This is a genomic window from Priestia sp. 40, from assembly GCF_049368575.1.
Classification (GTDB): Bacteria; Bacillota; Bacilli; order Bacillales; family Bacillaceae_H; genus Priestia; species Priestia zanthoxyli.
In genome coordinates this window covers 1,716,202-1,728,495 of sequence record NZ_JBMPZA010000005.1, presented here as the reverse complement: position 1 = coordinate 1,728,495, position 12,294 = coordinate 1,716,202, and the positions used below count along the sequence as shown (strand labels likewise).

Annotated in this window: 11 protein-coding genes; 10 read left to right on the top strand and 1 reads right to left on the bottom strand. The window is 39.1% G+C overall.

Annotated features, from left to right (window positions below; translation table 11 throughout):
• Positions 1-52 precede the first annotated feature (52 nt).
• Positions 53-1,714 carry a sigma-54 interaction domain-containing protein gene (locus ACO1DI_RS10110; protein ID WP_014457819.1) on the bottom strand — a complete coding sequence of 554 codons (1,662 nt, stop codon included), beginning with the start codon at positions 1,712-1,714 and terminating at the stop codon, positions 53-55.
• A 336-nt stretch (positions 1,715-2,050) separates the two neighbouring features.
• Between ACO1DI_RS10110 and uvrB the strand changes: the two genes are divergently transcribed.
• The 10 genes from uvrB (at position 2,051) to ACO1DI_RS10060 (ending at position 12,253) form a co-directional block, all read left to right on the top strand.
• Positions 2,051-4,030: an excinuclease ABC subunit UvrB gene (gene uvrB, locus ACO1DI_RS10105; RefSeq protein ID WP_042991819.1), complete on the top strand. Its 1,980-nt coding sequence runs from the start codon at positions 2,051-2,053 to the stop codon at positions 4,028-4,030.
• 6 nt (positions 4,031-4,036) lie between these two features.
• Complete coding sequence (gene uvrA, locus ACO1DI_RS10100; protein WP_115655058.1) at positions 4,037-6,913, top strand: excinuclease ABC subunit UvrA; 2,877 nt, start codon at positions 4,037-4,039, stop codon at positions 6,911-6,913.
• Positions 6,914-7,000: 87 nt separating this feature from the next.
• Positions 7,001-7,312 (top strand): hypothetical protein, encoded by a 312-nt coding sequence (locus tag ACO1DI_RS10095; RefSeq protein ID WP_014457822.1) that lies wholly within the window; start codon positions 7,001-7,003, stop codon positions 7,310-7,312.
• Positions 7,313-7,350: 38 nt separating this feature from the next.
• The gene (locus tag ACO1DI_RS10090) at positions 7,351-8,442 is read left to right on the top strand and encodes a DUF4097 family beta strand repeat-containing protein (protein WP_014457823.1); all 1,092 of its coding nucleotides are present in this window, start codon (positions 7,351-7,353) and stop codon (positions 8,440-8,442) included.
• A gap of 40 nt (positions 8,443-8,482) precedes the next feature.
• Positions 8,483-8,677 (top strand): PspC domain-containing protein, encoded by a 195-nt coding sequence (locus tag ACO1DI_RS10085; protein ID WP_013059728.1) that lies wholly within the window; start codon positions 8,483-8,485, stop codon positions 8,675-8,677.
• A 2-nt stretch (positions 8,678-8,679) separates the two neighbouring features.
• Positions 8,680-9,045 (top strand): phage holin family protein, encoded by a 366-nt coding sequence (locus ACO1DI_RS10080; protein ID WP_013059727.1) that lies wholly within the window; start codon positions 8,680-8,682, stop codon positions 9,043-9,045.
• A gap of 190 nt (positions 9,046-9,235) precedes the next feature.
• On the top strand, positions 9,236-10,171 hold the full coding sequence (gene hprK, locus ACO1DI_RS10075) for an HPr(Ser) kinase/phosphatase (RefSeq protein WP_042991820.1): 936 nt from the start codon (positions 9,236-9,238) through the stop codon (positions 10,169-10,171).
• Positions 10,172-10,187: 16 nt separating this feature from the next.
• A complete protein-coding gene (lgt, locus tag ACO1DI_RS10070; protein ID WP_014457826.1) occupies positions 10,188-11,021 on the top strand; it encodes a prolipoprotein diacylglyceryl transferase in 834 nt (277 codons plus the stop codon).
• Positions 11,022-11,081: 60 nt separating this feature from the next.
• Positions 11,082-11,729, top strand: a complete 648-nt coding sequence (gene ppaX / locus ACO1DI_RS10065; RefSeq protein WP_042991821.1) for a pyrophosphatase PpaX — start codon at positions 11,082-11,084, stop codon at positions 11,727-11,729.
• Entirely contained in the window at positions 11,726-12,253 is a 528-nt protein-coding gene (locus ACO1DI_RS10060) for an acyltransferase (RefSeq protein WP_028409652.1), read from the top strand. The genes ppaX and ACO1DI_RS10060 overlap by 4 nt, the downstream gene beginning before the upstream one ends.
• The last annotated feature ends 41 nt before the right edge of the window (positions 12,254-12,294 follow it).

The window sequence follows — 12,294 nt, the reverse complement described above, 5'->3', positions numbered from 1 at the left end:
GAAACATAAAAAATTCGACACAAGCACCTTAGCTTCGTGTCGAATTTTTTCATTAGTTTAGTCCATATTCTTTGATTTTATTGTAAAGGGTGCCGCGTGAAATGCCAAGCAGATCTGCTGCAGCACTTTTGTTTCCATAGGTTTTTTGAAGAGTTTCTTCTATTAGCCTAGCTTCTTGAAGAGAATCTTCTTCTTTTTGAACTTCTGTGAAAGAACTTGCATCCTTCAGATTGTCAGGAAGGTGCGTAAGGGTAATCAACGACTGATCACTTAGAAAAATCATTCGTTCAATCGTATTTCTTAGCTCGCGAATATTGCCTGGCCAATCGTATTGCATAAAGGCTTCTAGAACTTCAGAGCTGATGAAAGGAGCCTTCTTTTTATACTTTTTACTAAATTCCTGTACAAATTGCTGAGTTAATGCTTCAATGTCTTCTTTATGGTCTCGAAGCGGCGGAATGATAATATTAATGACGGTCAGCAAATAGTAAAGATTTTCATGGAATTCACCGGCTTTTAGCAACTCTTCCAAAGGCGTCGTGGTAGAGGCTACAATTCGGGTTTGGACTTGAATTTCTTCGGTGCCTCCAACGTGATAAAAGGATTGTTCTTCCAAGTAACGGAGAAACTTAACTTGAATTTCAAGAGGCATTTTATCAATCTCTTCAATAAATAACGTCCCGTTATGAGCCTGCTCTAGTTTTCCCGCAATGGTCGTTGGATCTTCTGAAAAGACATCTTTTTGATGACCAAAGAGCTCAATTTCCAGAAGCCCAGATGGAATAGTGGCGCAATTTAAAGATAAAAAAGGTTCTTTATGTTTGGATCCCCCGTAGTGGATGGCCTGAGCCAGCATTTCTTTCCCAGAACCAGGTTCTCCTGTTAATAAAATAGGCATATCTGTAGATGCCACTTTTTTGGCAATGTCAACGGCTTGCTTAATTTCAGGACTGATACCCGCGAAAGAAGAAAATGGATTATCTTTTGGAATGAGAAGAGACACATCAATTTCTTCATTTAATCTTACAATATTGGTAATGTCATGTTCAGTTGCGACTCCACCTATGACCCGATTGTTTCTTATAATAGGAGATGCATTGATGAGCACGTGAGTTTGTTCATTAGGACGATGATACGTTCCGCGTACAGGGCGCCCTTCATTTAGAATCGTATGTAGAATGATGGATTCATCTTTGAAATGCTCTCCGATTTTTCTACCCAAAATATCATCTCTCTGAATCTTATACGTATGTTCCGCAGCAGTATTCCACAAGATTACATTTCCTTCATTATCGACCGCTGTCACTGCATCATTAATGGTTTCTGCCAATGTATCAAAATAGGAAGCTAATATCTCATTTTGGCTATGCAAATGTGTAATCCACTGTGAAGGTGTTACAAGTCCTATTGTGGTTTCTTGGTTTTCTGCTTGAATGAGGACTGGTCTGTTCCAGTTTGTGTTGGCTTGTAAATTGGCTAACGTAGAAGTAGAAGATGAAGGCCAATTTGTATCCGCTATTACTTTTTTTATGGACGATGCCTCGTCATGACCTGTTAACAGGTATCGTTCATCTTTTTGTATTACATAAAAGGTACTTGCTGTGACTACGACGAAGTCATAGTTTGAAAGTTCAGATTTCACTTTAGCTAAAGAAGTTGATTCTTCAACTGTTGTAAAGGAGTTATTTATAAGAACTTGATCAACGCTTGCCATACTAAACCCCTCTCAGTACATATTTTTTATACTGTATCATAATTTAGAAATTGGCGCAAAAGCCTATCTTTTTCAAACAATAACGCAGCTTGCTTTCTTTTATTGCTTTCATCTAAAGAGTTGTATTCCCTTCGAAAAGGGTAGTATAAGAATTTAGTGGGTAATAAAGTAACAGGGTAAAAAATAAAAACAAACAAACACTATATAAGATTAATACTCATTAGTTTCATTTATGATTATAAAGTGATAAAATACGAATATCAGTTCGTATTTTCGGTTTTTACATATCGTAATAAAAAATAGATAAAACAAGAAAATGGAAACGGAGGCCTTCATTTGAAAGATCAGTTTGAATTAGTATCCTCATATCAACCGCAAGGTGATCAGCCAAAGGCAATTGAAAAGATTGTGAAAGGAATTAAAGAAGGTAAGCAGCATCAAGTTTTATTAGGTGCTACAGGAACGGGAAAAACCTTCACCATGTCTAATGTTATTAAGGAAATAAATAAGCCGACATTAATTATGGCTCATAATAAAACGCTTGCTGGTCAATTGTACAGTGAGTTTAAAGAGTTTTTCCCTAATAACGCAGTTGAATACTTTGTCAGTTACTACGATTACTATCAGCCTGAAGCTTATGTACCTCAAACAGATACATTTATTGAAAAAGATGCAAGCATTAATGATGAAATTGATAAACTTCGTCACTCGGCAACTTCTGCTCTTTTTGAACGAAAAGATGTCATTATTATTGCCAGCGTGTCCTGTATTTATGGATTAGGATCTCCGGAAGAATACAAAGAAATGGTCGTATCTCTTCGAGTAGGGATGGAAAAAGAGCGCAATCAGCTGCTTCGTACGCTAGTGGATGTACAGTATGAAAGGAATGATATTGACTTTAAGCGCGGAACGTTTCGCGTTCGCGGCGATGTTGTGGAGATTTTTCCTGTATCTCGAGATGAACACTGTATTCGCGTCGAGTTTTTCGGGGATGAAATTGACCGCATTCGAGAAGTTGACGCTCTAACAGGAGAAATTATTGGAGATCGTGAACATGTAGCTATCTTCCCGGCATCTCACTTTGTCACGAGAGAAGAAAAAATGCGTGTTGCTATTCAAAACATTGAAAAAGAATTAGAAGAACAGCTAGAGAAGCTAAAAGAAGCAGGAAAGCTTTTAGAAGCGCAGCGCTTGGAGCAGCGCACGCGCTACGACCTAGAAATGATGAGAGAAATGGGCTTTTGTTCGGGAATCGAGAACTACTCTCGCCATTTAACGCTTCGTCCAGCTGGTTCTACACCTTATACACTGCTGGACTTCTTCCCGGAAGATTTCCTTCTTGTTGTGGATGAATCACACGTTACAATTCCTCAAGTTAGAGGAATGTATAATGGAGACCAAGCGCGTAAACAAGTGTTAGTAGACCATGGTTTCCGCCTGCCGTCCGCATTAGATAACCGCCCGCTTAAATTTGATGAATTTGAACAGCATATTAACCAAATTGTTCATGTTTCTGCAACACCAGGTCCTTACGAACTTGAGAAGGCACCTGATGTGATTGAACAAATTATCCGTCCAACGGGATTATTGGATCCAAATATTGAAGTTCGACCAATTGAAGGGCAGATTGATGATTTAATTGGAGAAATTCACGACCGGATTAAGCGAAATGAACGAGTACTCGTTACGACGTTAACAAAGAAAATGTCTGAGGATTTAACGAACTACTTAAAAGAAATTGGCATTAAAGTTCAATATCTTCACTCTGAGGTGAAGACGCTCGAGCGTATTGAAATTATCCGAGAGCTGCGGCTTGGAAAATATGATGTGCTTGTAGGAATTAACTTACTTCGTGAAGGTTTAGATATTCCGGAAGTTTCGTTAGTAACTATATTAGATGCTGATAAAGAAGGGTTCTTGCGTTCAGAACGATCGCTTATTCAAACCATCGGACGTGCTGCGCGAAATGCTAATGGACATGTCATTATGTATGCAGATCGCATCACAAACTCCATGGACATTGCAATCAATGAGACCAAGCGTCGTAGAAGTATTCAAGAAGCTTACAATGAAGAGCACGGCATTACGCCGACAACGATTCAAAAAGAAGTTCGAGGCTCAATTCGTGCAACAGTAGTGGCAGAAGATACAGAAACGTATGAAGAAGCACCGGCATTTGATAAGCTCAACAAAAAAGAAAAAGCAAAGCTCATAGAAGAAATGGAACAAGAAATGAAAGAAGCAGCCAAAGCGCTTAACTTTGAGCGCGCAGCTGAGCTTCGTGACTTGATTCTAGAATTAAAAGCGGAAGGGTGATAAAACATGGCGATGGAAAAAATCGTGGTAAAAGGTGCACGAGCCCACAATTTGAAAAATATCGATATTGAAATCCCGCGGGACAAATTAGTAGTGTTAACAGGGTTATCAGGTTCTGGTAAATCTTCTTTAGCTTTCGATACAATCTATGCAGAAGGACAAAGACGTTATGTTGAATCGCTTTCGGCATATGCAAGACAGTTTTTAGGTCAAATGGATAAGCCGGATGTAGATTCGATTGAAGGATTGTCGCCTGCTATTTCAATCGATCAAAAAACAACGAGCCGAAACCCTCGTTCAACCGTCGGAACTGTGACGGAAATCTATGACTATTTGCGCCTTTTGTTTGCTCGGGTAGGAAAGCCGATTTGTCCTAATCATGGAATTGAAATTACGTCTCAAACGATTGAGCAAATGGTAGATAGAATTTTAGAGTACCCTGAACGCACAAAACTTCAAGTACTGGCCCCTGTGGTATCTGGCCGAAAAGGCACCCACGTAAAAGTATTAGAAGATATTAAAAAGGAAGGGTACGTTCGCATTCGAGTAGACGGAGAAATGCGTGAAATAACAGAAGAAATTGAACTGGAAAAAAACAAAAAGCACTCTATTGAAGTAGTGATTGATCGCGTTGTTGTAAAAGAAGGTGTAGCCGCTCGTTTGTCGGACTCTTTGGAATCAGCTCTTCGCCTTGGAGAAGGGAAAGTAATTATTGACGTGATAGGTGAAGAAGAACTGCTTTTTAGCGAGCATCATGCTTGTCCAAAATGTGGTTTCTCCATTGGAGAACTTGAGCCCCGCATGTTTTCGTTTAATAGTCCGTACGGGGCGTGTCCAACGTGTGATGGGTTAGGAACGAAATTGGAAGTGGATAAAGATTTAGTTATTCCTAACTATGACTTAACGCTTCATCAGCACGCAATTGCACCTTGGGAGCCAACAAGTTCTCAATACTATCCGCAGCTGCTTGAAGCCGTATGTACACATTACGGCATCGACATGGATGTGCCGGTTCGAGATATCCCGGAACATTTATTTGATAAAGTATTATATGGCAGCGGTAAAGAAAAGATTTACTTTCGCTATGAAAATGATTTTGGCCAAGTAAGAGAAAATCACATCGAATTTGAAGGCGTGCTTCGAAACGTAGAGCGCCGTTATCATGAAACAAGTTCAGATTACATTCGTGAGCAAATGGAAAAATACATGGCTCAGCAAGCTTGTCCAAAATGTAAAGGGAATCGCTTAAAACGCGAAAGCTTAGCGGTGCTTATTGACGAAAAGCATATAGGAGATACAACCCGCTTTTCAGTAAAAGAAGCATATGACTTTTTTGAAAGTCTCAGCCTATCTGAAAAAGACATGAAGATTGCTGATATGATACTGCGTGAAATTCGTGAGCGTCTAAGCTTTCTCATTAACGTGGGACTTGATTACTTAACATTAAACCGCTCTGCTGGAACTCTTTCAGGAGGAGAAGCACAGCGCATTCGTTTGGCTACTCAAATTGGTTCTCGTTTGACGGGGGTTCTTTATATTTTAGATGAACCTTCTATCGGTCTTCATCAACGTGACAATGATCGCTTAATTCGCACGATGCAAGATATGCGCGATATTGGGAATACGTTGATTGTTGTAGAACATGACGAAGATACGATGATGGCAGCTGATTATTTAATTGATATCGGACCAGGAGCCGGCGTACACGGGGGTGCCGTTGTTTCTCAAGGTACGCCTCAGGAAGTGATGGAGGATGAAAACTCTTTAACGGGTCAATATCTATCAGGAGAGAAGTTTATTCCTCTTCCAGCGGAAAGACGGTCAATAGATAAAGATCGGATGATTGAAATTATAGGAGCAAAAGAAAACAATTTAAAAAATGTAAAAGCAAAGCTTCCGTTAGGTGTATTCACGGCTGTTACAGGTGTATCTGGATCAGGTAAGAGTACGCTGGTAAATGATATCCTTCACAAATCATTGGCACAAAAGCTGCATAAAGCAAAAAGCAAAGCAGGAGAACATAAAGAAATCAAAGGCATTGAACACTTAGATAAAGTCATTGATATTGATCAGTCTCCAATAGGTCGCACGCCTCGTTCGAATCCTGCAACTTACACAGGTGTATTTGATGACATTCGAGATGTATTTGCACAAACAAACGAAGCAAAAGTGCGCGGATATAAAAAAGGTCGTTTTAGCTTCAACGTAAAAGGCGGCCGCTGTGAAGCTTGTCGAGGAGACGGTATTATTAAAATTGAAATGCATTTCTTGCCAGATGTATACGTCCCTTGTGAAGTCTGCCACGGCAAACGATATAACCGTGAAACTTTAGAAGTGAAATACAAAGATCAAAACATTTCAGATGTGTTGGATATGACAGTTGAAGACGCTCTTCACTTCTTTGAAAACATTCCAAAGATTAAGAGGAAGCTGCAGACCATTTACGATGTAGGACTTGGTTATATCACGCTTGGACAGCCCGCCACTACTTTATCCGGTGGAGAGGCACAGCGTGTAAAGTTAGCGTCAGAGCTTCACCGCCGCTCAACAGGAAGAACGCTTTACATTTTAGACGAACCGACCACTGGTCTTCATGTGGATGATATTGCACGATTATTAAAAGTGCTCCAGCGTTTAGTTGAAAATGGAGATACGGTTCTAGTGATCGAACATAATTTAGACGTCATCAAAGCTGCTGATTACCTGCTTGATTTAGGGCCTGAAGGTGGAGATAAAGGCGGACAAATTGTGGCTACGGGTACGCCAGAAGAAGTGGCAAAAGTAAAAGAATCCTATACGGGTCATTATTTGAAGCCAATTTTAGAACGTGATCGTAAGCGTATGGAGAAAAAAGTTGAAAAAGCAGAGGCATTAACTCGTTAAAAGACACCAGCATTGGTGTCTTTTTTATAAAGAATGAAACTTTTTAACTCATTAAACCGTAATACATGATATAAGGAGTTGATTATTATGGAAGGAAATCGCGTACTATCTTCCTTAAATTATTTTAGCGTTTTCTTTGCACCATTTTTATTACCTATTATTATTTATTTTGTTGTTCATAACATAGAAGTAAAGAAACATGCAAAAACTGCATTCTTGTCACATTTACTACCTATCGCTACAGCGATCTTGTTCTTATTTTTCTTACTTCCTGCTCTTACTGGCTCTAGTGGAACGGTATTTATTCTTTTAATTGTAGCTTTAGTTGTTGTTTCTTTAGTTAATGTTGTTGTGTTTGTATGGAATATTGTAAAAGGGATACAAATATTAAGCAGATAAAAGTTAAATGACTAAAACGTAAAGAGGAGATGGAACGTATGAGTGAAAAGCGCAAACAAATTTTACAGATGGTAGAAGAAGGGAAACTTAGCGTAGATGAGGCTTTAACTTTGCTAAACTCACTGGAAAAAGACTCGGCTAATGATTCTTCCTATGCTACGTCTGATAAAGCTGAGCTATCCCCTTATGTAGGAGGAAAACAGAAAAAAACGTACGCTTCTAAGTCATCTCAAAGCTCTTTAAAAGAAAAATTATTTACATTTGTGGATCAAACGGTAAAAAAAGTAAAAGAGGGAGATTTAGATTTTAACTTTGGGCCTTCAATTGACGTTCAGCACATCTTTCAACAATCAGAAGCATATATTCAAGAGATTGATGTAGATTTAGCAAATGGAAGCGTCCAGCTCCGTCCTTGGGGGAGTACAGAAGTACGAATAGAGTGTGAAGCTGCTATCTACAAAGTAGAGAATTCGGATGAAGCGCGCCGCACTTTCTTACAGCATACGGCATTTTCCATTGAAAATGGCAAATTGCGCTTTGCAATTCAGCAAAAGCAAATGAAGGTGAAAGCGATTATTTATATTCCAGAAATGGAATATGAACGCGTCAAGCTCCGTATGTTTAATGGTTCAATCGATGGGGAAAGACTAAGCGTACGAGACCTGAAAGCCAAAACAGCTAATGGTACCATCCGCTTTTACGATGTGAATAGCCATTCTCTTGAAATGGAGACATCAAATGGGCACATGGAACTTTCTCGAATACTCGCTTCAAAATGTGAGCTTGAAACAATCAATGGAACGGTTAAATTTGATGGGGACACAAAGAAAATTGACGTTCAAACATTTAACGGAGATATTGATACGTATTTAAAAGGAGAGCGCATTGAAAAAGCATTTTTCAAAACGACTACGGGGAGCATTACGCTCTATACTCCGCCCCACCTCTCCGTTGACGGAGATTTGAAATCTAACTTTGGGAATTTTACATGTACACTTCCTGAGATGGAAATAGTAGATGAGAAAAAAGAAACGGTTATGAAACAACTTCGTTTCAAAGCCAATGTCGCTTCGCCTAAAGGCTATAAATTGTTAGCTGAATCCAAAACGGGTTCAATTGTTATAAAATAGAAAACGCTTGTTTTAGTAAAAAGCAAAGGAGATGATTAACGTGCGAAAGTTGTATCGTTCGCGAACAAATCGCAAGCTTGCGGGTGTTATCGGCGGTATTTCTCAGTATATCGGAATAGATGCTTCACTACTGCGCGTATTGTTTATCATCAGTTTATTTTTTACAGTAGGTACCCCGGTCATTTTATATATGATTTTTGTATTTTTAGTTCCAAATGAAGAAGGAGATTTCTAAAAATGTTATTGCGTGGAATCATTAGTATTTTAATCAATGCCCTCGTATTAATCGTAATTGCAGGTTATATCGACACCTTTCACTTGGAATCAGTCAGTGCAGCTATTATCGCGAGCTTGATTCTATCGATTTTGAATGTGTTTGTTAAGCCGATTTTAATTTTACTTACCCTGCCGGTGACATTTCTTACGCTTGGCCTATTCTTATTCGTCATTAATGCCATTACGCTGATGATTACACAAAGTGTTATGGGAGATTCTTTTAATATTGACGGGTTTGGTACAGCGCTTTTAGCCTCAGTAATCATGTCGCTTTTAAATGCGCTTATTCAACGAGTGATTGTTGAACCGCTTCAAAATAGAAGATAACTTTCTTGCAATATTTAATTTTCTAAAAAAGATGGTAAGGCGATGCAGCCTATGCCATCTTTTTTTCTTTTCTTTCCGTATTAATGATAAAATAAAATGGCTAGTAGAACCAAACGCGACATAAAAGCGAGAGTTGGATATACTGTAGACATGAACAGGTATATGACTGTTTATAAAAGGAGGATGCACGGTGGTTAAAGTACGTACAAAAGACATCATTGAGAAATTTAAATTAGAGCTTATTAGCGGAGAAGAAGGAATCGACCGTCCTATTTCAACAAGTGATATTTCACGCCCGGGTATTGAAATGGCAGGTTATTTTACATATTACCCAGCAGAACGTATCCAGCTGTTAGGTAAAACAGAACTATCATTTTTTAAACAGTTAGATGATGAACAAAAAAAAGTTCGAATGGAAAAGATGTGTACAGATATCACGCCGGCTATCATTGTTTCGCGCGAAATGGATGTACCGAAAGAACTTATTGAAGCTTCAGAGCGTGAATCAGTTCCTGTGCTGCGTTCGAACTTTAAAACGACGCGACTTTCCAGCCATTTAACGAATTTTCTTGAAAGCCGGCTAGCACCTACTACTGCCCTGCACGGCGTATTAGTTGATATATACGGAATTGGTGTATTAATCATGGGGAAAAGCGGCGTTGGTAAAAGTGAAACAGCTCTAGAGCTTGTTAAGAGGGGACATCGTCTAGTAGCCGATGACTGTGTGGAAATCCGTCAAGAAGATCAAGACACGCTTGTAGGAAATGCGCCTGGTTTAATCGAGCATTTGCTTGAAATTCGCGGACTAGGGATCATCAATGTGATGACGCTATTCGGTGCAGGAGCTGTACGAAGCTATAAACGAATTTCACTTGTTATTCAGTTGGAGACATGGGATCAGCAGAAACATTATGATCGCCTTGGTTTAGAAGAAGATAAAATGAAAATTATTGATACAGACGTTACAAAAATTACATTGCCAGTACGTCCGGGACGAAACTTAGCTGTTATCATTGAAGTGGCAGCAATGAACTTCCGCTTAAAGCGTATGGGTATTAACGCAGCAGAACAATTTTCCGCACGTCTAACAGATGTAATTGAAGAAGGAGATCGTGAAGATTTATAAGAAAGGGTGTTAACTTGTGGAAGCAACTATTCAGCCGTTAGATCGCGTTTTCCTTGAAATTGGCCCTCTAACGGTCTACTGGTACGGCGTAATTATCGGTGCAGGTGTTCTATTAGGTCTTTATATTGCGACAAGAGAAAGCGTAAGAAGAGGCTTATCAAAAGATACATTTGTTGATCTTATCTTATTTGCTGTGCCAATAGCTATTATTTGTGCACGAATTTATTATGTATCCTTTGAATGGGGATACTATTCAAAGCATTTAAATGAAATACCTCAGATTTGGCAAGGTGGGATTGCCATTCATGGTGGCTTAATCGGAGGCGTATTAACTGCCATTGTATATTCGAAAGTAAAGAAGATTTCATTTTGGAAGTTGGCTGATATTGCTGCGCCTAGTTTAATCCTTGGCCAAGCCATTGGGCGCTGGGGCAACTTTATGAATCAAGAGGCACACGGGGGGCCGGTTACCCGTGCTTTTTTAGAAGGGTTGCACCTTCCCAATTTTATTATTAACCAAATGTATATTAACGGTACATATTATCATCCTACGTTTTTATACGAATCATTATGGGATTTTGCCGGATTTATCCTGTTGATGGTACTTCGCCGCACCAGTCTGCGAAAAGGAGAAATTTTCTTATCTTATTTAATCTGGTACTCAGTTGGACGCTTCTTTGTAGAAGGGCTTCGCACGGATAGTTTAATGCTGACGCATACACTCAGAATCGCTCAAGTTGTTTCACTTGTACTGATTGTAATAGCCATTATTTTAATTATTGTCCGCCGCGTGACGGGAATGAGTAAACAGAAATACTTAGAGAATGAAGAAGCACAATCTAAGGCGTAAATGAAGAAAAGCTACAAGATTTACACAAACTTGATTTGACGCAAGGGAAGGAAATGAATAATGACGATTAATACGGTTTTGTTTGATTTAGACGGTACGTTAATTGATACAAATGAATTAATTATTGCTTCGTTTACTCATACGCTTAATCACTATTATCCTGAACAATATACTCGTGAAGATATTTTACAGTTTATGGGGCCTCCTTTATACGACACGTTTGTAGAAATGGATAAAACGAAAGTAAACGAAATGATTGAGATGTATCGCACGCATAATTTAGCTAATCATGATTTGCTTGTTAAAGAATTTGAAGGCGTACTTGAAACAGTTAAATGGCTGCACGAGCAGAATTATAAATTAGGTATTGTCACAACAAAGCAAAGAAATACGGTCATGATGGGGCTTAAGTTAACAAAGTTAGACCAGTTCTTTGATACGATTGTCGCAATTGAAGACGTAACAAATGCAAAGCCGCATCCTGAGCCAGTAGAAAAAGCACTGAAGCTGCTTGATGCTAAACCTGAAGAAGCACTGATGGTGGGAGATAACCATCACGACATCGTTTCTGGCCAAAGAGCTTATACGAAAACAGCTGGAGTTGCATGGAGTGCAAAAGGAAGAGAACATATCGCTTCTTATAATCCTGATATTATTTTAGAAAATATGACGGATTTAATTGATATATTAAAAGGAGAACGTCAGTGAGAAAAACGACGCGCTATCCGGTTAAAGGAGCTAATTCCCTTTGGCATGTCTATAAGACCGTGCCTTTTTGGAAAGTAGTGCGCAACTTCCTAATCATTCAATGCGCTCGCTATACGCCTTTTCTTTCGATGAAAAACTGGCTGTATAAAACGTGCTTAGGGATGAAAGTAGGGCCTCAAACATCCTTTGCCCTTATGGTAATGCTCGATATTATGTTTCCTGAAAAAATACAAGTAGGACGCAATACGGTCATTGGATATAATACGACTATTCTCGCTCATGAATATCTGATAACGGAATATCGTCTTGGAGATGTCATCATTGGGGATGAAGTAATGATTGGAGCAAATAGCACCATCCTTCCAGGTGTAACAATCGGCAATGAAGCGGTTGTAGCGGCTGGAACGGTGGTTCATAAAGATGTAGCACCCGGTTTCTTTGTTGGAGGTAACCCTATGCGTGTCATCTATACAAAAGAAGAAATGGAAAAGCGCAGGGAAGCAGAACCTAAAGCCACAACTTAGCAAGAACTAAGCTGTGGTTTTTTTTGTAAATTTGAACAGCT

Excerpts from the sequence above, each read along its gene's own strand:
- ACO1DI_RS10110 (WP_014457819.1), bottom strand. The coding sequence starts at position 1,714 with ATGGCAAGCGTTGATCAAGTTCTTATAAATAACTCCTTTACAACAGTT.
- uvrA (WP_115655058.1), top strand. The coding sequence starts at position 4,037 with ATGGCGATGGAAAAAATCGTGGTAAAAGGTGCACGAGCCCACAATTTG.
- ACO1DI_RS10095 (WP_014457822.1), top strand. The coding sequence starts at position 7,001 with ATGGAAGGAAATCGCGTACTATCTTCCTTAAATTATTTTAGCGTTTTC.
- ACO1DI_RS10090 (WP_014457823.1), top strand. The coding sequence starts at position 7,351 with ATGAGTGAAAAGCGCAAACAAATTTTACAGATGGTAGAAGAAGGGAAA.
- ACO1DI_RS10080 (WP_013059727.1), top strand. The coding sequence starts at position 8,680 with ATGTTATTGCGTGGAATCATTAGTATTTTAATCAATGCCCTCGTATTA.
- ppaX (WP_042991821.1), top strand. The coding sequence starts at position 11,082 with ATGACGATTAATACGGTTTTGTTTGATTTAGACGGTACGTTAATTGAT.